Genomic DNA, 24,507 nt, shown 5'->3' on the forward strand with positions numbered 1-24,507 from the left:
AAAGTGAAGTGTGACCTGATGCACCCTTTCGCTAATTTGTAATAAAACTGTAACGTGGTGTGCGATGTTTCACACTAAAGACAGATGATTTTCATTAACATGCGCTCGCAAAAGAACATGGCTTTTCCAGAAACTGCCACGGAGGCATTCATGCTGAGTATATTTAAACCTGCAGCGCATCAGCCAAGGCTGAAGTCAGAACACATCGATCCGACCTATCGCCGCCTGCGCTGGCAAATCTTCATGGGGATTTTCTTCGGCTACGCCGCTTACTATCTGGTGCGTAAAAACTTCACCCTTGCAATGCCTTATCTGGTGGAGCAGGGCTTCTCGCGTGGTGACCTGGGCTTTGCGCTGTCCGGGATTTCCATCGCCTATGGTTTTTCCAAGTTCATCATGGGGTCGGTTTCTGACCGCTCTAACCCGCGTGTGTTCCTGCCTGCCGGGCTGATCCTTGCCGCCGCCGTTATGCTGTTTATGGGCTTTGTACCCTGGGCGACGTCGAGCATCGCGGTGATGTTTGTGCTGCTGTTCCTGTGCGGCTGGTTCCAGGGCATGGGCTGGCCGCCGTGTGGGCGCACCATGGTGCACTGGTGGTCGCAGAAGGAGCGCGGCGGTATCGTTTCGATTTGGAACTGCGCGCATAACGTCGGCGGCGGCATTCCTCCGCTGCTGTTCCTGCTGGGGATGGCGTGGTTTAACGACTGGCACGCGGCGCTGTATATGCCTGCCTTTGCGGCTATCCTCGTGGCGCTGATTGCGTTTGGCCTGATGCGCGATACCCCACAGTCCTGCGGCCTGCCGCCGATTGAGGAGTACAAAAACGACTACCCGGACGACTACAGCGAGAATGCGGAAGAAGAGCTGACGGCGAAGCAAATCTTTATGCAGTACGTCTTCCCCAACCGCCTGCTGTGGTATATCGCCATCGCTAACGTGTTCGTTTACCTGCTGCGTTACGGCATCCTGGACTGGTCGCCGACCTATCTCAAAGAGGTGAAACACTTCGCGCTGGATAAATCCTCCTGGGCCTACTTCCTGTATGAATATGCGGGGATCCCGGGAACGCTGCTGTGCGGCTGGATGTCGGACAAAGTCTTTAAGGGCAACCGCGGGGCCACCGGCGTGTTCTTTATGATTCTGGTGACCATCGCCACCGTGGTGTACTGGCTAAACCCACCGGGCAATCCGGGCGTGGACATGGCCTGTATGATAGTTATCGGCTTCCTGATTTACGGCCCGGTGATGCTGATTGGCCTGCACGCTCTTGAACTGGCACCGAAAAAGGCGGCGGGCACGGCGGCTGGCTTTACCGGGCTGTTCGGCTATCTTGGCGGTTCGGTTGCGGCGAGCGCGATCGTGGGTTATACCGTGGACTTCTTCGGCTGGGACGGCGGCTTTATGGTGATGATCGGCGGCAGCGTGCTGGCGGTGGTTCTGCTGCTGGTGGTGATGGTGGGCGAGAACAAGCATCACCAACAAATGAAAGCCAGAGAAAATAACAGCTAGGCTATTAAGCCGATTTTGTAAGGTGGATGAGCGCAGCGACATCCACCCTATACATCGTAAGTGTCGGATGCCGCTGCGCTAATCCGACCTACGACAAAAAAAACCTCCCGCGGGAGGTTTTTGCTTTTTACATCTCAATTTCAATATCGCCCTGTGCCCGGCAGCAACAGGGTAAAATCTCACCGGGCTGGATGAACGCCAGCGGTTCGCTCAGCCATTTCACCTCGCCGGATACCAGCTTAATCCGGCAGGATCCGCAGTAACCTTCCCGGCACTGATACTCTACGGCGACCTGGTGATGTTCCAGCGCCGCCAGCAGGGAAGGGTGTTCATCCTGACACATTAGATGTGCGCCGGTGATGCTTAGCGTAATGCGGCTCATCAGTTACAGCTGGAAGTTGCTCAGATCGTCAGCATCGACATTGGAGTCGATCTGCCCAACCAGGTAAGAGCTGACTTCGACTTCCTGCGGCGCAACCTGCACGTTGTCTGACACCAGCCACGCGTTAATCCACGGGATTGGGTTAGAACGGGTTTTGAACGGCAGGTCGAGGCCGACGGCCTGCATGCGGATGTTGGTAATGTAATCCACATACTGGCACAGGATATCTTTGTTCAGGCCGATCATCGAACCGTCGCGGAACAGGTAGCTTGCCCACTCTTTTTCCTGCTCGGCGGCCAGCACGAACAGGTCGTAGCATTCCTGACGGCATTCCTGGGCGATTTCGGCCATTTCCGGATCGTCTTCGCCGGAACGTAGCAGGTTCAGCATGTGCTGGGTGCCGGTCAGGTGCAGCGCTTCGTCGCGGGCAATCAGCTTGATGATTTTGGCGTTGCCTTCCATCAGCTCGCGCTCGGCAAAGGCAAATGAGCAGGCGAAGCTGACGTAGAAGCGGATTGCTTCCAGCGCGTTGACGCTCATCAGGCACAGATAAAGCTGTTTCTTCAGGGCGCGCAGGTTAACGGTCACGGTTTTGCCGTCGACGCTGTGCGTGCCTTCACCCAGCAGATGCCAGTAGCTGGTCATTTCGATCAGGTCGTCGTAATAGCCGGAGATATCTTTCGCGCGCTTTAAGATCTCCTGGTTGGTGACGATATCGTCAAACACAACCGCCGGATCGTTAACGATATTGCGAATGATATGGGTGTAGGAGCGCGAGTGGATCGTTTCGGAGAACGCCCAGGTCTCGACCCAGGTTTCCAGCTCGGGGATAGAGATCAGCGGCAGCAGGGCGACGTTCGGGCTGCGGCCCTGAATGGAGTCCAGCAGCGTCTGGTACTTCAGGTTGCTGATGAAGATATGTTTTTCATGTTCCGGCAGCGCCTGGAAATCGATACGATCGCGGGAAACATCCACTTCTTCCGGACGCCAGAAGAAGGAGAGTTGCTTTTCAATCAGCTTTTCGAAGATGTCATATTTTTGCTGATCGTAGCGTGCCACGTTCACCGGCTGGCCAAAGAACATGGGCTCAGCAAGCTGGTTGTTTTTCGTCTGTGAAAAAGTGGTGTAAGCCATGAATTGGGGTCCTGTTTTCGAACTGAATGCCGGATGGCGCTTCGCTTATCCGGCCTACGTATTTTCTCGCCAACGTGTGGAGTAGGGCGGGTAAGCAAGGCGCCACCCGCCGCAGGGCGTTGAAAACGGAGTTAGATCTTACATGCGCCGCTTTCGCAGCCGTCGTCCTGAATTGAAGGTGCCAAGTCGTCTTGCGCATCTTCCGCACCGTCGCGGGTGTTTTGATAATACAGCGTCTTCACGCCAAATTTATAGGCGGTGAGCAGGTCTTTGAGAAGCTGCTGCATCGGCACTTTTCCTGATGGGAAACGTGACGGGTCATAGTTGGTGTTAGCAGAGATCGACTGGTCGATAAATTTCTGCATCAGGCCAACCAGCTGCAGGTAACCGTCGTTGTTCGGCAGATCCCACAGCAGCTCGTATTTGTCCTTCAGCTCTTCGTAGTCCGGCACGACCTGGCGCAGTATGCCATCTTTAGAGGCTTTAATGCTGATGTGACCGCGCGGCGGTTCAATGCCGTTGGTGGCGTTAGAAATCTGCGAGGAGGTTTCAGACGGCATCAGCGCGGACAGCGTGGAGTTACGCAGGCCGTGAGTCTTGATAGATTCGCGCAATGCATCCCAGTCCATGTGCAGCGGCTCGTTGCTGATGACATCCAGGTCTTTCTTGTAGGTGTCGATCGGCATGATGCCTTTGGCATAGGTGGTTTCGTTGAACCACGGGCACGCGCCTTGCTCTTTCGCCAGTTCGTTAGAGGCTTTCAGCAGATAGTACTGAATGGCTTCGAACGTTTTGTGGGTCAGGTTGTTTGCGCTGCCGTCGGAGTAACGCACGCCGTGTTTCGCCAGGTAGTAAGCGAAGTTAATCACGCCTATGCCCAGAGTACGGCGGCCCATCGCTCCGCGCTTAGCGGCGATGATTGGGTAGTCCTGGTAATCCAGCAGAGCATCAAGCGCACGAACGGCAAGCGTTGCCAGCTCTTCGAGTTCGTCCAGGCTGTTGATTGCGCCCAGGTTGAAGGCTGACAGCGTACACAGCGCGATTTCGCCGTTTTCGTCGTTAACGTCGTCCAGCGGTTTGGTCGGCAGCGCGATTTCCAGGCACAGGTTAGACTGGCGCACCGGTGCGATAGCCGGATCGAACGGGCTGTGGGTGTTGCAGTGGTCGACGTTCTGAATGTAGATACGGCCGGTAGAAGCACGTTCCTGCATCATCAGGGAGAACAGCTCAACCGCCTTAACGCGCTGTTTGCGAATGCTGTCGTCTTTTTCATATTTGGTGTAAAGACGCTCGAACTCTTCCTGATCGGCGAAGAACGCATCGTACAGCCCCGGGGTGTCGGACGGGCTGAACAGCGTGATGTCTTCACCTTTCAGCAGGCGGGTGTACATCAATTTGTTGATCTGCACGCCGTAGTCCATGTGGCGCACGCGGTTGCCTTCCACGCCACGGTTGTTTTTCAGCACCAGCAGGCTTTCCACTTCCAGATGCCACATCGGGTAGAACAGGGTCGCTGCTCCGCCGCGAACGCCGCCCTGGGAGCAGGATTTCACCGCCGTCTGGAAGTGCTTGTAGAACGGGATACAGCCGGTGTGGAACGCTTCGCCGCCGCGAATTGGGCTACCCAAGGCGCGGATGCGACCGGCGTTGATGCCGATACCGGCGCGCTGGGAAACGTATTTCACAATCGCGCTGGAGGTGGCGTTGATTGAATCCAGGCTATCGCCGCATTCGATCAGCACGCAGGAGCTGAACTGGCGGGTTGGGGTGCGTACGCCGGACATAATTGGCGTTGGCAGAGAAATTTTGAACAGGGAAACGGCATCATAGAAGCGTTTCACGTAGCTCAGGCGAGTCTCGCGCGGGTAGTTAGAGAACAGGCACGCGGCAACCAGGATATAAAGGAACTGCGCGCTTTCGTAGATTTCACCGGTGACGCGGTTCTGGACCAGGTATTTACCTTCCAGCTGCTTAACCGCCGCGTAGGAGAAGCTCAAATCGCGGTCGTGGTCGATGAAATCGTCCATCTGCTTGAACTCTTCTTCCGTGTAGTCTTCCAGCAGATGTTGATCGTACTTGCCCAGCTCAATCATTTTCACTACGTGGTCGTGCAGCTTCGGCGGTTCAAACTGGCCGTAGGCTTTTTTACGCAGGTGGAAGATGGCCAGACGCGCGGCCAGGTACTGGTAGTCCGGCGCTTCGCGGGAGATTAAATCGGCGGCAGCCTTGATGATAGTCTCATGAATATCAGAGGTTTTGATGCCGTCATAAAACTGGATGTGAGAACGCAGTTCGACCTGTGAGACCGAAACGTTATTCAGTCCTTCGGCAGCCCAATCGAGAACACGATGGATTTTATCGAGGTTAATGCGCTCGGTTCGACCGTCACGTTTTGTAACCAGCAGACTCTGATTCATGTGAGTTGTACCTGTCCGTGAAATGGAAATAATCCCCCGTTTATCCACAGCAGCCTGCTTGTGGCTAACTTTGTGGATAAATACTATATGTAGGGGGTTTTGGAATAATTGACCGCTATATGGTGAGTATTCTAGTAACTAATCGGCTGAGAACAAGTATTGATTTCGGCAATGAAATGAGGTTGTGACAGGCCAGGTTTCGCTAAGTCCACGTCACATAAGGCCTGTGACAATTGTCAATGGGATGCAAAAAAAATGATATTTATGATCGAGTGCTGATTTCTTAAACTTAATGGATAATTGCGCAACTTGATGTCGCGCAAAATCTATCTCTTTTGCTTATGACGATGTGTTTAATTAGCTCTCTGTATGCAACATGTAGTTAACATCTACGCCCGGGCCGAGGGAGAATTTGTTAGTCACCGGATTGAAATGCAGCCCGGTCATGTGGCGTTCGCGCAGTTGGGTTTGGTCAACCCAGGCCAAAAGCTCGGCAGGCTTGATGAACTTCTTAACGTCATGCGTGCCCTTTGGCACCATGCGCAGGATGTATTCCGCGCCGACCACCGCCATCAGCCAGGATTTGCCGTTACGGTTAATGGTCGAGAAGAACACGTGACCGCCGGGCTTCACCAATTTTGCACAGGCCTTCACTACGGACTGCGGGTCCGGTACGTGCTCCAGCATTTCCATACAGGTCACCACGTCGTAAAGCCCGGCGTGCTTGTCGGCGTGCTCTTCAACGGTTTCCTGCACGTATTCCACCTGAATACCGCTTTCCAGCGCGTGCAGGCGTGCAACCTGAAGCGGCTCAAAGCCCATGTCCAGCCCGGTGACGTTTGCGCCTTCGCGGGCCATGCTCTCCGCGAGAATGCCGCCGCCGCAGCCCACATCCAGTACTTTTTTGCCAAACAGGCCGCCTGAACGTTGATTGATATAGCCCAGACGCAGCGGATTAATACGGTGCAGCGGTTTAAACTCGCCTTCTAAATCCCACCAGCGTGACGCAACGGCTTCGAATTTAGCGATTTCGTCATGGTCGACGTTTTGGATAACCGGTTGGTTTTCGGCATTCATGGGGACACTCACTCCTTGCTCGTGAAGACCTGGAGTATATCAGCCCCTGCCAACTAATAAAGCGCCGTGCAAACGTGTTCAGGTTTCCCCACCACGCGCCGCTTGTGTTATAATTTGCGACCTTTGAATCCGGGACACAGTAGAGGGATAGCGGTTACATGAGCGACCTTGCCAGAGAAATTACACCGGTCAACATTGAGGAAGAGCTGAAGAGCTCGTATCTGGATTACGCGATGTCGGTTATTGTCGGCCGCGCACTGCCAGATGTCCGCGATGGACTCAAGCCGGTACACCGTCGCGTACTTTACGCCATGAACGTATTGGGCAATGACTGGAATAAAGCATACAAAAAATCCGCCCGTGTCGTTGGTGACGTAATCGGTAAATACCACCCTCATGGTGATACCGCCGTTTATGACACGATCGTACGTATGGCACAGCCATTCTCCTTGCGCTATATGCTGGTCGATGGCCAGGGTAACTTCGGTTCTGTGGATGGCGACTCCGCCGCAGCGATGCGTTATACGGAAATCCGTATGTCGAAAATCGCCCACGAGCTGATGGCCGACCTGGAAAAAGACACGGTGGATTTCGTCGATAACTACGACGGCACCGAGAAAATTCCAGACGTTATGCCAACCAAGATCCCCAACCTGCTGGTAAACGGCTCGTCCGGTATCGCAGTAGGCATGGCGACAAACATCCCGCCGCATAACATCACCGAAGTCATCAACGGCTGCCTGGCGTACATTGAAGATGAAAACATCAGCGTAGAAGGGCTGATGGAATACATCCCAGGGCCTGACTTCCCAACGGCCGCCATCATCAATGGCCGTCGTGGTATTGAAGAAGCTTACCGCACCGGGCGCGGCAAAATTTACATTCGCGCGCGCGCGGAAGTGGAAGCCGATGCCAAAACGGGCCGTGAAACCATCATCGTTCACGAAATCCCGTATCAGGTTAACAAAGCACGTCTGATCGAAAAAATCGCCGAGCTGGTGAAAGAGAAGCGCGTTGAGGGCATCAGCGCCCTGCGCGACGAGTCCGACAAAGACGGGATGCGCATCGTTATCGAAATCAAACGCGATGCGGTGGGCGAAGTTGTACTGAACAACCTCTACTCCCAGACCCAGCTGCAAACCTCTTTCGGCATCAACATGGTGGCGCTGCACCACGGCCAGCCGAAGATCATGAACCTGAAAGACATTCTTTCCGCGTTCGTGCGTCACCGCCGTGAAGTTGTTACGCGTCGTACTATTTTCGAACTGCGAAAAGCCCGCGACCGTGCCCACATCCTTGAAGGCCTGGCGATTGCGCTGGCTAACATCGACCCGATCATCGAGCTGATTCGTCACTCCCCGAACGCGGCAGAAGCGAAAGCTGGCCTGATTGCACGCTCCTGGGATTTGGGCAACGTTGCCGCCATGTTGGAACGTGCGGGCGACGATGCCGCGCGTCCTGAGTGGCTGGAGCCCGAGTTCGGCATTCGTGACGGTCAGTATTTCCTGACCGAGCAGCAGGCTCAAGCGATTCTGGATCTGCGTTTGCAGAAACTGACCGGCCTCGAGCACGAAAAACTGCTCGACGAATACAAAGAGCTGTTAGAGCAGATCGCCGAGCTGCTGCACATTTTGGGCAGCGCAGAGCGTCTGATGGAAGTGATCCGCGAAGAGCTGGAAGCCATGCGCGACCAGTTCGGCGACAATCGTCGCACTGAAATCACCGCCAACACCGCTGATATCAACATTGAAGACCTGATCAACCAGGAAGATGTGGTTGTCACCCTGTCTCACCAGGGCTATGTGAAGTATCAGCCGCTGACCGATTACGAAGCGCAACGTCGCGGCGGGAAAGGTAAATCTGCGGCACGTATTAAAGAAGAAGACTTTATCGATCGCCTGCTGGTCGCCAACACCCATGACACGATCCTGCTGTTCTCCAGCCGTGGTCGCCTGTACTGGATGAAGGTTTATCAGCTGCCGGAAGCGAGCCGCGGTGCCCGTGGCCGTCCGATTGTTAACCTTCTGCCGCTGGAAGCGGACGAACGCATCACCGCTATCCTGCCGGTACGCGAATACGCCGAAGGCATCAACGTGTTCATGGCGACCGCGAGCGGTACCGTGAAGAAAACCGCGCTGACCGACTTCAGCCGCCCACGTTCAGCAGGCATTATCGCCGTTAACCTCAATGAGGGCGACGAGCTGATTGGTGTTGACCTGACCGACGGCAGCAACGAAGCGATGCTGTTCTCCGCCGCCGGTAAAGTGGTGCGCTTTAAAGAAGACGCCGTTCGTACCATGGGCCGTACCGCCACCGGCGTTCGCGGCATCAAACTGGCTGGCGACGACAAGGTTGTTTCCCTGATCATTCCACGTGGCGAAGGTTCTATCCTGACCGTTACGCAGAATGGCTACGGTAAACGTACCGCTGCCGACGAATACCCAACCAAATCTCGTGCGACGCAGGGCGTTATCTCCATTAAAGTGACCGAGCGTAACGGCAGCGTCGTTGGCGCGGTGCAGGTGGAAGATACCGACCAGATCATGATGATCACCGATGCCGGTACGCTGGTTCGTACCCGCGTATCCGAAGTGAGCGTCGTCGGTCGTAATACCCAGGGCGTTATCCTCATCCGTACCGCGGAAGATGAAAACGTCGTCGGCCTGCAGCGCGTTGCGGAGCCGGTTGATGAAGAAGAGCTGGACGCTATCGACGGTACCGTTGCGGAAGGCGATGACGACATCGCGCCGGAAGCAGAAAGTGACGACGAAGCGGCAGACGACGCGGACGAGTAATCCGCCTGCTTCGCTTTAGAGCAAAGCTTAAAACGCCTGGTGCAGCGCATCGGGCGTTTTTTATTTTTATACCCTGTACTATTCTGGTGAATGAAAGGGTCAATTAAAAAGGTAAATCATGGCTATCCCTGAAAAGTATAAAGAGACAGAACGCTGGGCATTCGGCGACACCGAGCAGCAGGCGGACGAGCTCGTCAAGCTGGTGTTGGACGGCGTGAAAACGGCCACCTGCTCCAACCTCGACGGCGAAGGGATCCCGCAGCCGGGCGATGTGTTTGTCGTGGTCGACGGCAAAAATGAGCCGGTTTGCGCGATTGAGCTGACGACGGTTGAGATGAGCACCTTCGACCAGGTCAATGAAGCCCATGCGCTGGCCGAAGGGGAGGGCGACCGAACGCTCGCCTACTGGCGCAACGAGCATAAACGCTTTTTTGAAGAGTACGATCTGTTCTCACCGGACATGACGCTTGTGCTGATGCACTTCAAGGTTATCGAAAAGTTCTGATTGTTTGCAGCAGGGCGCTTGCTAAAGCTGCGGTTTCCCTGGTCGGATTCGCGCAGCGACATCCGACAAAATGATTCAAAGTCGGTGGATGTCGCCGCGCTAAACTCCCCAACACCACCTTTGCCGTTGCGGGCCGCCATTTTTGCGGCTACCTTATCGGCATCCAACGTATTGTTTCCCCGCGACCAGGCTAAATTTGAAATATCTCGTCTCTTTTCGCAACACGTTAAAAGTTTCCCGCTATCTTTTCCGGGCGCTGGCGCTGCTGCTATGGCTGCTGATTGCGCTTTGTTCAGTGTTCTATATCGTCAACGCCCTGCATGAAAAAGAGTCGGAGATCCGTCAGGAATTCAACATCAGCTTTGACCAGGCGCAGCGCTACATTCAGCGCACCTCGGACGTCGTCAAAGAGCTGAAGTACATTGCCGAAAATCGACTGAGCGCCACCAACGGCGTGCTTCCCGCGATTGAACGCGACGACAGCAAGGTCGAAACCCCAAATTTCATGCCGCTGTTCCCGGATTCGGACTGCTCGGCAGTCAGCGCTTCCTGGCGTAGCTCGCTGCAGTCGCTTGCCTGGTTCCTGCGCTACTGGCGCGACAACTTCTCTGCGGCATATGACCTTAACCGCGTCTTCCTGATCGGCGGCGAAAACCTCTGCATGGCGGATTTCGGCCTGCGTGAAATGCCGCTGGAGCGCGAAAAGGCGCTGAAAACGCTGCACGAACGCATCCTTAAATATCGCAACGCGCCGCAGGATGAGCGCAGCAACAGCATCTACTGGATTGGCCAGGGGCCACGTCCGGGCATCGGCTACTTCTATACCCTTACCCCTGTGTATCTGGCGAACCGCCTGCAGGCGCTGCTCGGCATCGAACAAACCGTGCGGATGGAAAACTTCATTACGCCGGGAACGCTGCCCGTCGGCGTGACTATTCTTGATGAAAACAGCCGCCCGCTGATTGCGCTTACCGGCCCGGAAACCAAAATTGAGCCGGAGGCGCGCTGGGTGCAGGAACGCTCCTGGTTTGGCTACACCTCCGGCTTTAAAGAGCTGGTGCTCAAGAAAAACCTGCCGCCGTCTTCGCTGAGCGTTATCTATTCCGTACCCGTCGATATGGTGCTGGAACGCATCCGTATGCTGATTCTCAATGCGGTGCTGCTGAACGTGCTGATGGGCATCGTGCTGTTCGTGCTTGCGCGAATGTATGAACGGCGCATCTTCATTCCGGCAGAAAACGACGCGCAGCGTCTGGAAGAACACGAACAGTTTAACCGCAAAATCGTGGCGTCGGCCCCGGTGGGTATCTGTATCCTGCGCACCCAGGACGGCACCAACATCCTGAGTAACGAGCTGGCGCATAACTATCTGAACATGCTGACGCACGAGGACAGGCAGCGGCTGACGCAAATCATCTGCGGGCAGCAGGTCAACTTCGTCGACGTGGTGACCAGCAACCATACGAATTTACAGATTAGCTTCGTTCACTCGCGCTATCGCAATGAAAACGTGGCGATTTGCGTGCTGGTTGACGTAAGCGCCCGCGTGAAAATGGAAGAGTCGCTGCAGGAAATGGCGCAGGCCTCCGAGCAGGCGAGCCAGTCAAAATCCATGTTCCTGGCAACGGTCAGCCACGAGCTGCGCACCCCGCTGTACGGCATCATCGGCAACCTCGATTTGCTGCAAACCAAAGCGCTGCCGAAAGGCGTCGATCGCCTGGTCACGGCGATGAACAACTCCTCAAGCCTGCTGCTGAAAATCATCAGCGATATTCTCGATTTCTCGAAAATTGAGTCCGAGCAGCTGAAAATCGAGCCGCGCGAATTCTCGCCGCGCGAGGTCATGAGCCACATCACGGCGAACTACCTGCCGCTGGTGGTGCGCAAACAGCTCGGTCTTTACTGCTTCATTGAGCCGGACGTGCCGCTGACGCTGCAGGGCGATCCGATGCGCCTGCAGCAGGTGATTTCCAACCTGCTCAGCAACGCCATCAAGTTCACCGACGTTGGCTGCATCATTCTGCATGTCTCGGTGAGCGGGGATTATCTCAGCTTCCGGGTGCGCGATACCGGCGTGGGTATCCCGACGAAAGAGGTGACGCGCCTCTTCGACCCGTTCTTCCAGGTGGGCACCGGCGTGCAGCGCAACTTCCAGGGTACCGGCCTCGGCCTTGCGATTTGCGAGAAGCTTATCAGCATGATGGACGGGGATATTTCGGTGGATACCGAAGCCGGAATGGGTAGCCAGTTTACCATTCGCATTCCGCTGTATGCGGCGCAGTCCGCGCCGGTTGCGCAGGTGGACGGCCTGGCAAACAAGCGCTGCTGGCTTGCGGTACGCAACGCGTCGCTTAGCGGCTATCTTGAGTCTCTGCTTGAGAAAAATAACATTCGCACCCGGCCGTACCACGGCGAAGTGCCGGACAGCGACGACGTGCTGATAACCGATGACGCGCTGGAAACGCCGTGGAAAGGCCGTGCGGCGATTAGCTTCTGCCGTCGCCATATCGGCATTCCGCTGGAGACATCGCCGGGCTGCTGGACGCACAGCGTGGCCGCGCCGCACGATCTCCTGAACCTGCTGGGCCGCATTTACAGCATTGATGTCGACGTGCCGGGCAGCACGGCGGTACTGCCTTCAGCGAATGACGTCAGCGAGCAAAATGACGACATGATGATCCTGGTCGTCGACGATCATCCGATTAACCGCCGCCTGCTTGCCGATCAGCTGGGATCGCTCGGCTATCAGTGTAAGACCGCGAACGACGGCGTTGACGCCCTTAACGTCCTGAGCAAGAACCACATTGATATCGTGCTTAGCGACGTGAACATGCCAAATATGGACGGCTACCGTCTGACGCAGCGTATCCGCCAGCTTGGGCTGACGCTGCCGGTTATCGGCGTGACGGCGAACGCGCTTGCGGAAGAGAAGCAGCGCTGTATCGAATCTGGCATGGATAGCTGCCTGTCGAAGCCGGTTACGTTAGACGTGATTAAGCAGACGCTGGCGGTATATGCGGCACGGGTGAGAAGCGCGAGGCGTTAAAACAGGGGGGGGCGTAGGTCGGGTAAGCGCAGCCGCCACCCGACATATACGCTTAAGTACTTAGTAGGTCGGGTAAGCGCAAGCGCCACCCGACGTATAGGCAGATTAGTCTTTATCCGCGGGGGACAGGCTAACGGATGAAAGGTAGTTCAGCAGGGCAATATCGTTCTCAACGCCCAGCTTCATCATCGCTGACTTCTTCTGGCTGCTGATGGTTTTGATGCTGCGGTTCAGCTTACGGGCAATCTCGGTCACCAGGAAACCTTCGGCAAACAGGCGCAGCACTTCGCTTTCTTTCGGCGAAAGGCGTTTGTCGCCGTAACCGCCAGCGCTGATTTTTTCCAGCAGGCGGGATACGCTTTCCGGCGTGAATTTTTTACCTTTTTGCAGCGCGGCGAGCGCCTTAGGCAGATCGGTTGGCGCACCTTGCTTCAGCACAATCCCTTCGATATCCAAATCCAGCACGGCGCTTAAAATTGCCGGGTTGTTGTTCATCGTCAGAACGATAATGGAAATATTCGGGAAGTGACGCTTGATGTATTTAATCAGCGTAATACCGTCACCGTATTTGTCTCCCGGCATGGAGAGATCGGTAATCAGCACGTGCGCGTCAAGTTTCGGAAGGTTATTGATCAGGGCTGTGGAGTCTTCAAACTCACCGACAACATTCACCCACTCGATCTGCTCGAGTGATTTACGAATGCCGAACAGGACAATCGGATGGTCGTCGGCAATAATTACGTTCATACTGTTCATGTAATAGGCTACCTTGCTACAGCAAACTCTTGACGTAAGCGTCAATATCGCTGGTATATTTTTGTATGTTGGCAGCATCACTTTCACGAATGTGATGCTCTAACGTTTCACATAACTGCTTGCCGGGTACCAGATTGAGCATAGCGAACACCCCTTTTAAGCGGTGCGCCGTCTGTGCCAGCGCAGCAAAATCGCTGGTCGCGGCTTCAGTATACAATCTCCTAACATCTTCCGGTACTGTGTCGACAAAGAGCGCGTAATAGCCGCTGGCGTGAAGCTGCGCGTTTTCGTCTCCGCCCAACGGCGAGTCGGGCATTTCTTCCTGCGCCAGCTGCTCTTCTATCAGTCCTAGCACGGCATCCTGCATCGCATTGCTGATATTAAAGTTAACGCGGTACTGGCCTGGGCCAATTTTCCGCATTCCGTTTTCATCATCGCTTAAAAGCAACCCTGAAGATGTAAGATTAGACGGATTATCGGTCAGGAAGATATCAAACTCTTGACTGGCCAATCTTTCATCCGGCGTGATGCAGTTCGCCCCCCAGTTTTCGAGCTGGCGGGTAACAATGTTACGCACTTCGTTAGAGGTGATATCCAGCATCGCCACCACTTCATCGAGCAGCTTTTCATCCTGATCCACCGGCTGCGGATCGGCGGCCATTTTGACGTGCAGGTTGTAGCGCGTACCAATATCAGGGCGGGTTTTGATATTCAGATGCCCGCCAAGCTTGCGCGACAGCCGATCGCACAGATAGAACGTCAGGCCATAGGCCTTACCGTAGCGGTCTTCGCTGGTTTCGTTGAGGAACGGGAAGTGCAGGTTATCGATTTCATCGTTGGAAATGCCTTCGCCGGTGTCCAGAATGCGGAACAGCAGGCGTTCAGGCGCCGATTCTTCTTCGCTAATCTCAAGCGTTATTTTACCAATCTGCGTCGTGGTGACCGAATAGTGCAGCAGCAGTTGCAGGATTTTGCGCAGCGCTTCTCGGTCGCCGTGGCGCTCTTCATCCGCAGGCAGATGGTTATTGATCAGCAGCTGTAGGCCTTTACGCTTGATGACCGGCAGCATTTCCAGCGCGACCTCATCAACAAGCCCCTGAATGGTGAAGTGGGTCGCGGTCGTTTTCCAGCTGTCTGCCTCGAGCATATTCAGCAGCTGAATTTCATCAACCAGCCGGGCGATGGTTTGCGCCTCGTTTGCCAGCTGTTTGTGTTCCGTCGTGTTGAACTCTGCGGCATGCTTCGCAAGATTCTGCACCGGCAGCTGCAACGCTTCGCCAATGTGCTGCATAAAGGCCACGCGGCCCTGCTGGTTCTTCTCGTACAGACGCTGCGCCTGCTTGAGCTTTTTATTCACCAGGATCTCGCGGTCCTGATCGCGGATAACGAAAATCTGCGTGCGCGGCGCAATCTGGCTGCGGAACTGACGGATCTCATAAAGCTCGTTATTAATGGTGGCCTGGATAACGCCCTGGTGCTGATCGGCCATCGCAATAATATTTTGCAGGTTGAGATGGGGGAGCAGGTGGTCGGCAATTTTGTTGCTGATGACCGTTCTGTTGGCGTCCAGGTCATGTACCAGTAGGCCGAGCGGCAGCAGGGCGACGATCTCTTCGTTCAGCGCGCGCAGCACCTGTAGCTCACCGTTGCCGCTTGGCGCTTCGGAAGAGCGTGGCGCCTGCTGGCGGAAGGTGGTGAAGCCAAACAGCGCCAGCGCCAGCAGGCCAATATTCAACAGCAGCGGCAGCAGGATATTTTGCAGCGTGTCCATCAGCAGCGTGCCGAACGGCACCTGCCAGACAAGGCGCAAATGCGTGCTGGCGAGCGGTGAGGCTATTTCGATGCGGGCGCTGTTAAAGTTGATGGTTACGCTGTCCGGGCCTTCTTTATCACCCGCCTGCGCCGAGTTCAGACTGTCGTCAGGCTCAAGTTGAAAGCTGTCCAGCGACATGGTCGGCGGGATGAGGTCGTTTATCGGCAGGTCGAACGCGACTACCGTAGCAAGATGGCCCGGCTGGTTGAACGTGGTGCGCAGGGTAAAATAATGCCCGTTTTGCCATGCGAGGCGGCGCAGCGGGGAGAAGCTTTCCCGTTCATCCAATGCGTTCGCCTGCTGGAGCATTTCGGCACGGCGGGAATCCACAATCGTGCCCACGCCGGTTTCTTTAAAGCCGGACGAGAGATCTTTTAACGGCAGCGTTGAGACCAGAATCATGCTGTTGTCCTGGCCGTTCAGATAGTACATCGACCAGAGGCTGTTTTCCGCGCCCCACAGCGTATCCAGATAGGTAGAGATGCGCTGCGTCATTTCCAGCGTCGAGCTGTCGTGGGAGCCGAAGATCAACGCTTCGGTTTTGCGGCGCGGCTTCTCAAGGTAATACACGTCCTGGCGTAGGCGCGTTTCCTGTAGCCCGTCACCGGCAGAGGAGGCAGGTGCTGCGGCAACGTTGTCGTAGATTTGCCATGTCGCATAGCGGTAGGTATCCACGCGTTTATGCAGCGCATGGGTGATATCGACAATTTGATAGCTCTTATCTTTCAGCCAGGCGTTAACGGCGCTCTGTACCATCACACCCATAGCAACCAATAGCACGACGATCAGCAGCAGGAAGAAGCGCGTGATATTGCTGGGAATAAGGGAAAATTTGTTAGGGATCATGCCGTCAGACTGACTCATTATTAGCGCGTAACCCGGCGAACGTTCGCCACTGTGGAAAAATGACCACGTCCGGCGACTGCAGGCGCTGTGGCTGTAAGTGATGCTTCAAACGCACCCGACCTAAGAATACCTGTAACGGGCGCTGGCGTCATCGTCTCTCTTTTATTCACATGGATTATAAGGTGAAACGGACACATTGCCAGGTCGTTGATAATTAGCCAAATGGCGCGAGCAAAACGGGAAGACGACGGGGCTTTTTTGAAGGTGTTTTTGTACAAAATAATCACGGCTGTACAATTATTAATTTTGGAAAAGTTGATCGAGGGGATTATATGGACTAAGAAAATTCCCAGAGACCGGTTACATCGTAGTCAGAAGAGGGGCTGATTAATTAATAGTCGTTAGTTTTTTGTGCGTGTAGCACAAGAATATTCAAGTAACGTAAAGAAGGGTAAAAAAAACCGGATGCGAGCATCCGGCACTAATAGGGGTAAACAGACATTCAGAACTGAATGACGGTAATAAATAAAGTTAATGATGATAGCGGGATGTATTTTATACATAAATACGGGAAATATTTTGTCATTCAGTGCTACATGGTTGTTATGCTTGTAACTCATTGATTTTATTAAATCTGATATTTATTTTGATTATTCATGCTTATATTTTTAGCAATTCGTGCTAAAAAAAGTTCCCCGAAATATACATTTTGATACATCTATATAGATAAATGAAACATCTATATAGTTTTCGTATCATATTCTTATTGGATTAATCTGTATTTGTTTTGGACAATGAGTTTGCCGACTGATTAGAGGGTAATCAGTAAGCAGTGGCATATAAAAAGGCATATAACAGAGGGTTAATAACATGAAAGTCAAAGTACTGTCCCTCCTGGTTCCAGCTCTGCTGGTAGCAGGCTCCGCTCATGCGGCCGAAATTTATAACAAAGACGGCAACAAATTAGATCTGTACGGTAAAGTTGACGGCCTGCACTACTTCTCTGACGACAAGAGCGCTGATGGCGACCAAACCTACATGCGTCTGGGCTTCAAAGGCGAAACTCAGGTAAATGACCAAATCACCGGTTACGGCCAGTGGGAATACCAGATTCAGGGCAACACCTCTGAAAGCGACAACGACGCATGGACTCGTGTGGCGTTCGCCGGTCTGCGTGTTGGTGATGCTGGCTCCTTCGACTACGGTCGTAACTACGGCGTAATCTACGACGTAGCGGCATGGACTGACGTTCTGCCTGAGTTCGGCGGCGACACCTACGGCGCTGACAACTTCCTGTTCAGCCGTGCTAACGGCGTTGCAACTTACCGTAACACCGACTTCTTCGGTCTGGTTGACGGCCTGAACTTTGCGGCTCAGTACCAGGGTAAAAACGGCAGCACCAGCGGTGAAGACTTCGGCGGTCGTAGCGTTCTGAAACAGAACGGCGACGGTTACGGTCTGTCCATGACTTACGATCTGGGCGAAGGCTTCAGCGTAGGTGGTGCGATGTCCTCCTCCAAGCGTACCTGGGATCAGAACAACACCGCAGCACTGGGTAACGGTGACCGCGCTGAAGCGTATACCGGTGGTCTGAAATATGACGCGAACAACGTCTACCTGGCCGCTCAGTACACCCAGACTTACAACGCAACGCGTTTCGGCGGTAACTCTTCTTCCGCTGCATACGGCTATGCTAACAAAGCACAGAACTTCGAAGTGGTTGCACAGTACCAGTTCGACTTCGGCCTGCGCCCATCCGTGGCTTACCTGCAGTCCAAAGGTAAAGACATCGAAGGTTACGGCGACCAGGATCTGCTGAAATATGTTGATGTGGGTACCACTTACTACTTCAACAAAAACATGTCCACCTACGTTGACTACAAAATCAACCTGGTTGACGCAAACAACTTCACCCGTGCCGCTGGCATCGGTACCGACGACATCGTTGGTGTTGGTCTGGTTTACCAGTTCTAATTCCGACCCTCGTTGCAAAAGGCGCCTCCGGGCGCCTTTTTTGTGTCTGCAATCTCAACAACGCCGCGCTTTTCCTCATCGCTTTCGTCATTTGGTATACTCTTGCGCCTCAAAACGGGAGAAACAAAACGATGGAATACCCTTTTATTCGCCGTGGCCTGCTTGCCGTGGCGCTGCTCGCGCTTGTCGGATGCGACAATCAATCCGCGACCGCCAGCAAAGGCGTTGTGCTGGAAGGTAAAACGATGGGCACCTTCTGGCGCGTTAGCCTGGCCGGTGTAGACGATGCCGACCAGAACGCGCTGCGCAGCAAGATTCAGGCCCAGCTCGACGGCGACGATCGCCTGCTTTCAACCTACAAATCCGATTCCGCGCTGTCCCGCTTTAACCAGTCCCGCAGCACCGAGCCGTATCCGGTGACGGAAGCGATGAGCGATATCGTGACCCTGTCCCTGCGCATCGGCGCGAAAACCGACGGCGCGATGGATATCACCGTTGGCCCGCTGGTCAATTTATGGGGATTCGGGCCGGACAAGCAGCCGGTCAAAACGCCTGACCAGGCGCAAATCGACGCGGCGAAAGCGCTGACCGGCTTACATCACCTGAAAGTCATTAACAAGGCCGGGCAGCAGTGGCTCCAAAAAGATCTGCCGGGCCTGTACGTCGACCTTTCGACCGTTGGCGAAGGATACGCTGCGGATCATCTTGCGCGCCTGATGGAGCACAACGGCATCAGCCGCTATCTGGTTTCCGTGGGCGGGGCGGTGGTGACGCGCGGAACCAATCCCGACGGTAAGGCCTGGCGCGTGGCTATCCAAAAGCCAACCGATCGGGAAAACGCCGTTCAGGCGATTGTCGATCTGAACGGGCACGGCATCAGCACCTCCGGCAGCTATCGCAATTATTACGAGCTGGAAGGCAAGCGCCTGTCGCACGTTATCGATCCCGTCACCGGCGCGCCTATTCAACACAGGCTGGTCTCCGCAACGGTCATTGCCACCACGGCGATGGAGGCCGACGGCTGGGATACCGGGCTGATGGTCTTAGGCACCGAAAAAGCGAAACGGGTGGCGGAGAAAGAGGGGCTGGCGGTCTATCTCATCACCAAAGAGGGCGAGGGATTTACGACGTGGATGTCGCCGCAGTTTAAAACTTTCCTGCAAAACGAGTAAAATTAGAAAGCAAGAATGTGGGTTTTCCGCAGCGGCGATGCTGTCACAGTTAGCCTGTGACAGCAAAACAGAGGAGCCAGTCATGAAAACCATCAGTGACATTCCCGCAGCCGATAGCCGCTGGCAGGCCGTGGAAACCCGTGACGGGCGCGCAGACGGCGAATTTGTATTTGCCGTGAAAACAACGGGGATTTTTTGCCGCCCGTCGTGCAGCGCGCGCCGTCCGCTGCGCAAAAACGTGCTGTTCTTTGCCGACCCGGAAGCCGCGAAGGCCGCCGGCTTCCGCCCCTGTAAACGCTGCCAGCCGGACAAACTTGCCCCTGAACGCCAGCGCGCAGAACGCATTACCCAAGCCTGCCGCATTCTGCAAGAGAGCGCCGATCCCGTCACGCTTGAAGCGCTTGCGGCGCAGGTGGCTATGAGCCCCTTTCATTTCCATCGTCTGTTCAAAAGCGTCACGGGCCTGACGCCAAACGCCTGGCAGAAAGCCATGCGGGCAGGGCGGCTGCGCGACGAACTGGCGCAGGGCGAAACGGTAACGCGCGCCGCGTTTGACGCCGGGTATCAGTCCGGCAGCCACTTTTATCAGCAGGCCGATGCCGCGCTGGGTATGACGGCTCGCCAGTATCGGCAGGGCGGCAGGCAGGCGGCAATCCGCTTTGTGGTCGGCACCTGTCGGCTCGGCGAATTTCTGGTCGCCGAAAGCGAGCGCGGAATTTGCGCTATCCTTCTGGGGAGCACGCCTGAATCGCTGATCGCGGAGCTGGAGACTGTATTTCCGAATGCGCGATTAATTGCTGATGATGCCGGTTTTGCGGAACGCGTCGCACGGGTTGTCAGCTTCCTGGAACATCCCGCCAGCCATTTTGATCTGCCGCTTGATATCCAGGGCACCGCGTTTCAGCAGCAGGTCTGGCAGGCGCTGCGGGCTATTCCGCCCGGCAGCACCGCCAGCTACCGGGAGATTGCCGAACGCATCGGCAAGCCTGGCGCGGTGCGGGCGGTCGCGGGTGCCTGCGCGGCAAACCGGCTGGCGGTAATCATTCCCTGCCATCGGGTTGTGCGCAACGACGGCGCGCTTTCCGGCTACCGCTGGGGCGTGGAGCGAAAACAGCAGCTGCTGAATATCGAGGCTGCACAGAGGAAAGAATAATGCTGGACCTGTTTGCTGATGAAACGCCCTGGCAGGAGCCGCTGGCAGAGGGGGCCGTGATCCTGCGCCGTTTTGCACGCGCCGCCGCAGGCGAGCTGATCCAGCAAATCGAGCACGTCGCGTCCCACTCGCCGTTCCGCCAGATGGTGACGCCGGGCGGCTATACGATGTCGGTGGAGATGACCAACTGCGGGGCAAGGGGCTGGACGACGGACCCGCACGGCTATTTATACTCGCCGGACGATCCGCTAACCGGCCGGCGCTGGCCGGAAATGCCGCAGGCTTTTCGCGCGTTATCGGATGCGGCTTCGCAGGCCGCGGGTTACCCCGGCTTTACGCCGGATGCCTGTCTTATCAACCGCTACGCGCCGGGCGCAAAACTTTCCCTTCATCAGGATAAAGACGAGCCAAACCTCCGGCAGCCTATCGTTTCCGTGTCGCTTGGCCTGCCCGCAGTGTTCCAGTTTGGCGGCCTGAAGCGTAACGATCCGCTGGTGCGCGTGATGCTTGAACATGGCGATGTGGTGGTCTGGGGCGGCCCGTCGCGCCTGTTCTACCACGGCATTCTGCCGCTGAAGGCCGGGCATCATCCGGCTACCGGCGAAGTGCGCTACAACCTCACTTTCCGCTGTACTGAATAAAAATAAGAATTATTCTTGCTGTGGAAGCATTGCCGTTTAAACTGCTCGCTGTTTTTGTTAGCGGGTAGTGAGCGATGGAACTTTTACAGGTGGTTTACCGGCAGTATCGCTGGCCTTTTTTAATGGTGATGGCGCTAAGCCTTGCCAGCGCGGCGTTGGGCATCGGCCTGATTGCCTTTATCAACCAGCGGCTGATTGAAACTCCGGATATCTCATTAGCGGTGCTGCCCGAATTCCTCGGCCTGCTGCTCCTGCTGATGGCCGTCACGCTGGGCTCGCAGCTCGCGTTGACCACGCTTGGCCACCATTTCGTCTTCCGCCTGCGCAGCGAATTTATCAAACGCCTGATGGACACCCACGTTGAACGCGTTGAACAGCTGGGCAGCGCCGCGCTGCTGGCCGGGCTGACCAGCGACGTGCGAAACATCACCATTGCGTTTGTCCGCCTGCCTGAGCTGGTGCAGGGCATTATTCTCACCTTTGGCTCCGCGGCGTATCTCGCGTGGCTTTCCCCGAAAATGCTTGGCGTGACCGCTATCTGGGTTGCGGTGACGATATTCGGCGGCTACCTGCTGGTGGCCCGCGTTTATAAGCACATGGCGCAGCTCCGTGAAATTGAAGACCAGCTTTATGACGACTACCAGACGGTAATTGAAGGGCGCAAAGAGCTGACTCTCAACCGTGAACGCGCGGAACGCGTATATGAAGATACCTATATTCCGCACGCCAGCGACTACCGTCACCACATCATTCGCGCCGATACCTTCCACCTGAGCGCGGTGAACTGGTCGAACATTATGATGCTGGGCGTGATTGGCCTGGTGTTCTGGATGGCGAACAGCCTCGGCTGGTCGGATACCAACGTGGCGGCAACGTTCTCCCTGACGCTGCTTTTCCTGCGCACGCCGATGCTTTCCGCCGTGGGCGCGCTGCCGACGCTGCTTAGCGCTCAGGTGGCGTTTAACAAGCTGAGAAAGTTCGAGCTTGCGCCGTATGAGGCTGCTTTCCCTCGCTCGAAGGAAGCAGGGCAGTGGCAGACTCTGGAATTGCGCGACGTGGTGTTCAAATATGGCGATAACGCCTTCGCCGTTGGCCCGCTAAACCTAAAGATTGAACGCGGCGAGCTGATCTTCCTGATCGGCGGCAACGGCAGCGGTAAATCTACCCTCGCGATGCTGCTGACGGGCCTTTATCACCCAGTTTCGGGGGCTATCTACCTCGACGGTAAGCAGGTTGACGCCGGTAATCTGGACGATTACCGCAAGCTGTTCTCGGCGGTCTTCACCGATGTCTGGCTGTTTGACCGTTTACTGGGCCAGCAGGGCGAACGGGCAAAATCGGAGCTGGTCGCAAGCTGGCTTGAGCGCCTGAAAATGAGTGAAAAGCTGAAGCTCGATAACGGCAAAATCCTCAACCTCAAGCTATCCAAAGGGCAGCGCAAGCGCGTGGCGCTGCTGCTGGCGCTGGCGGAGGAAAGGGACATTATCCTGCTCGACGAATGGGCGGCGGATCAGGACCCGCACTTCCGCCGTGAGTTTTACCAGGAGCTGCTGCCGCTGATGCAGCAGATGGGCAAAACCATCTTCGCCATCAGCCACGACGACCACTACTTTATTCATGCCGACCGGCTGCTTGAAATGCGCCAGGGGCTTTTGAGCGAGCTTACCGGCCTCGAGCGCGACAGCGCTTCACGCGATGCGGTGGCGAGAACCGGCAGTTAATCGGTCAATACGCCACAATAGTAGGGTGGATAGGCGAATTCGTCTTTCACCCTACTGTTTTTACCCGCATCCCTTTTGTTTTCCTTGCGTCTACACGCTATAACTAACCTCGTCGTTATCAGGGAAAAACGCCAGATGTCAGCCACTCCGAAGTACAACACCAAACAGCGTGCGCAAGACCGTGCGCGAATCCTGCAAATTCTTCTCACTAATAAAGCGGTTTCAAGCGGGATCCTTGGGCGTTTGCCCACGCCCGACGCGCATACGCCCGAACAGGATATTGCCGAGATCGTTTCGCTGGTCGAAAAGCTGCCGGCTGCCGACCTTGCGGACGTGCTCGAAGCGCTCCCTTCCGAAGAGCGTCATGCGCTCTGGAGCCTGGTCAAAGAGGAAAAGCGCGGGCAGGTGCTGATCGAGGCGTCGGAAACCGTCTGGGACGATCTGATCGAGGACATGAGCGATAAAGAGCTGCTGAAGGCCCTGCGCCCGCTCGACATAGACGACCAGATTTACCTCGCCCAGTATTTGCCGCGCGACCTGATGGGCCGCCTGCTGGCAACGCTCCCGCAGGACGAGCGCACGCAGGTTCGCAAGGTGCTGCACTACGACAAGCATAGCGTCGGCGCCATGATGGACTTCGAGGTGATTACCGTGCGCGCGGACGTCACCCTCGCGGTGGTGCAGCGTTATCTGCGTATTCGCGGCAGGGTGCCCCAGAACACCGATAAACTTTTCGTCACCGCCCGCGATAAAACCCTGCTTGGCGAGCTGAAGCTAACCACCATTCTGCTGCATGCGCCCGAAACACCTGTCCTTAAGGTTATGGACGATAACCCGACCTGCTTTGCGCCGGAGGATCACGACGAGAACGCGGCGCGCACGTTTGAAAGGGATAACCTGGTCAGCGCCGCCGTTATTGACAGCAGCGGTAAACTGATGGGCCGCCTGACCATCGATGAAATCATTGACGTGGTTTACGAAGAAACGGATAGCGATTTGCGTCGCATGGGTGGCCTGAGCGCCGAAGAGGACGTTTTTGCTCCGGTATCGAAAGCGGTAAAAGCGCGCTGGGCGTGGCTCGCTATTAATTTATGCACCGCGTTTGTGGCCTCGCGCGTGATCGGCATGTTTGAACATACCATCTCGCAGCTGGTGGCGTTGGCCTCTCTGATGCCCATCGTTGCGGGCATCGGCGGCAACACCGGCAATCAGACCATAACCATGATCGTTCGCGCGCTTGCCCTACAGCACATTCAGGCCGGGAACTACTCGTTTTTAGTCCTGCGTGAGCTGGGCGTTGCGCTGATAAACGGCATCGTCTGGGGCGGGGTGATGGGGACGGTAACCTGGCTGCTGTATAACGACCCGGCTCTCGGCGGCGTAATGACGCTTGCCATGATCTTAAACCTGCTGGTGGCGGCGCTGATGGGCGTACTTATCCCAATGATCATGACGCGGCTGGGCAAAGACCCGGCGGTGGGGTCGAGCGTGATGATCACGGCTTTGACCGACACCGGCGGGTTCTTTATCTTCCTCGGACTGGCGACAATCTTCCTGCTTTAAGCG

General features: G+C 55.6%; 16 protein-coding genes. 10 read left to right on the top strand and 6 right to left on the bottom strand.

Annotation, left to right across the window (positions count from 1 at the left end):
* The first annotated feature begins 150 nt into the window (after positions 1-150).
* Positions 151-1,509 (top strand): glycerol-3-phosphate transporter, encoded by a 1,359-nt coding sequence (glpT, locus tag ACSPHG_RS07355; RefSeq protein WP_435952836.1) that lies wholly within the window; start codon positions 151-153, stop codon positions 1,507-1,509.
* Positions 1,510-1,636: 127 nt separating this feature from the next.
* Here glpT and yfaE read toward each other — a convergent pair whose 3' ends face one another.
* The 4 genes from yfaE to ubiG all read right to left on the bottom strand — a co-directional run bounded on the left by yfaE (position 1,637) and on the right by ubiG (position 6,519).
* Positions 1,637-1,891, bottom strand: a complete 255-nt coding sequence (gene yfaE / locus ACSPHG_RS07360; protein ID WP_435952837.1) for a class I ribonucleotide reductase maintenance protein YfaE — start codon at positions 1,889-1,891, stop codon at positions 1,637-1,639.
* 3 nt (positions 1,892-1,894) lie between these two features.
* Positions 1,895-3,025 (bottom strand): class Ia ribonucleoside-diphosphate reductase subunit beta, encoded by a 1,131-nt coding sequence (gene nrdB / locus ACSPHG_RS07365; protein WP_435952838.1) that lies wholly within the window; start codon positions 3,023-3,025, stop codon positions 1,895-1,897.
* 131 nt (positions 3,026-3,156) lie between these two features.
* Positions 3,157-5,442 carry a class 1a ribonucleoside-diphosphate reductase subunit alpha gene (nrdA, locus tag ACSPHG_RS07370; protein ID WP_435952839.1) on the bottom strand — a complete coding sequence of 762 codons (2,286 nt, stop codon included), beginning with the start codon at positions 5,440-5,442 and terminating at the stop codon, positions 3,157-3,159.
* 357 nt (positions 5,443-5,799) lie between these two features.
* Positions 5,800-6,519, bottom strand: coding sequence for a bifunctional 2-polyprenyl-6-hydroxyphenol methylase/3-demethylubiquinol 3-O-methyltransferase UbiG (gene ubiG / locus ACSPHG_RS07375; RefSeq protein ID WP_435952840.1), 720 nt, complete (start codon positions 6,517-6,519; stop codon positions 5,800-5,802).
* Between the two features lie 158 nt (positions 6,520-6,677).
* On the opposite strand from ubiG, the gene gyrA reads away from it, so the two are divergent.
* From gyrA to rcsC, 3 genes are all read left to right on the top strand, one after another.
* Complete coding sequence (gene gyrA, locus ACSPHG_RS07380) at positions 6,678-9,314, top strand: DNA topoisomerase (ATP-hydrolyzing) subunit A (protein WP_435952841.1); 2,637 nt, start codon at positions 6,678-6,680, stop codon at positions 9,312-9,314.
* 118 nt (positions 9,315-9,432) lie between these two features.
* Complete coding sequence (locus ACSPHG_RS07385; RefSeq protein WP_435952842.1) at positions 9,433-9,819, top strand: ASCH domain-containing protein; 387 nt, start codon at positions 9,433-9,435, stop codon at positions 9,817-9,819.
* 196 nt (positions 9,820-10,015) lie between these two features.
* On the top strand, positions 10,016-12,865 hold the full coding sequence (gene rcsC, locus ACSPHG_RS07390) for a two-component system sensor histidine kinase RcsC (protein WP_435952843.1): 2,850 nt from the start codon (positions 10,016-10,018) through the stop codon (positions 12,863-12,865).
* A gap of 105 nt (positions 12,866-12,970) precedes the next feature.
* On the opposite strand, the gene rcsB is transcribed toward rcsC, so the two are convergent.
* Both rcsB and rcsD read right to left on the bottom strand, forming a co-directional pair.
* Positions 12,971-13,621, bottom strand: a complete 651-nt coding sequence (gene rcsB, locus ACSPHG_RS07395) for a response regulator transcription factor RcsB (RefSeq protein ID WP_435952844.1) — start codon at positions 13,619-13,621, stop codon at positions 12,971-12,973.
* A gap of 16 nt (positions 13,622-13,637) precedes the next feature.
* On the bottom strand, positions 13,638-16,280 hold the full coding sequence (gene rcsD, locus ACSPHG_RS07400; RefSeq protein ID WP_435955965.1) for a phosphotransferase RcsD: 2,643 nt from the start codon (positions 16,278-16,280) through the stop codon (positions 13,638-13,640).
* An 870-nt stretch (positions 16,281-17,150) separates the two neighbouring features.
* Here rcsD and ACSPHG_RS07405 point away from each other — a divergent pair.
* The 6 genes from ACSPHG_RS07405 to mgtE all read left to right on the top strand — a co-directional run bounded on the left by ACSPHG_RS07405 (position 17,151) and on the right by mgtE (position 24,504).
* Complete coding sequence (locus ACSPHG_RS07405) at positions 17,151-18,254, top strand: porin OmpC (RefSeq protein WP_435952845.1); 1,104 nt, start codon at positions 17,151-17,153, stop codon at positions 18,252-18,254.
* Positions 18,255-18,385: 131 nt separating this feature from the next.
* The gene (apbE, locus tag ACSPHG_RS07410) at positions 18,386-19,426 is read left to right on the top strand and encodes an FAD:protein FMN transferase ApbE (RefSeq protein ID WP_435952846.1); all 1,041 of its coding nucleotides are present in this window, start codon (positions 18,386-18,388) and stop codon (positions 19,424-19,426) included.
* 82 nt (positions 19,427-19,508) lie between these two features.
* Positions 19,509-20,579 (top strand): bifunctional DNA-binding transcriptional regulator/O6-methylguanine-DNA methyltransferase Ada, encoded by a 1,071-nt coding sequence (ada, locus tag ACSPHG_RS07415; protein WP_435952847.1) that lies wholly within the window; start codon positions 19,509-19,511, stop codon positions 20,577-20,579.
* On the top strand, positions 20,579-21,220 hold the full coding sequence (alkB, locus tag ACSPHG_RS07420; RefSeq protein ID WP_435952848.1) for a DNA oxidative demethylase AlkB: 642 nt from the start codon (positions 20,579-20,581) through the stop codon (positions 21,218-21,220). The genes ada and alkB overlap by 1 nt, the downstream gene beginning before the upstream one ends.
* Before the next feature lie 74 nt (positions 21,221-21,294).
* Entirely contained in the window at positions 21,295-22,941 is a 1,647-nt protein-coding gene (locus ACSPHG_RS07425; RefSeq protein ID WP_435952849.1) for a multidrug ABC transporter permease/ATP-binding protein, read from the top strand.
* Positions 22,942-23,076: 135 nt separating this feature from the next.
* Entirely contained in the window at positions 23,077-24,504 is a 1,428-nt protein-coding gene (mgtE, locus tag ACSPHG_RS07430; protein WP_435952850.1) for a magnesium transporter, read from the top strand.
* The last annotated feature ends 3 nt before the right edge of the window (positions 24,505-24,507 follow it).

It is taken from the genome of Dryocola baronae, from assembly GCF_051297175.1.
Taxonomy (GTDB): Bacteria; Pseudomonadota; Gammaproteobacteria; order Enterobacterales; family Enterobacteriaceae; genus Dryocola.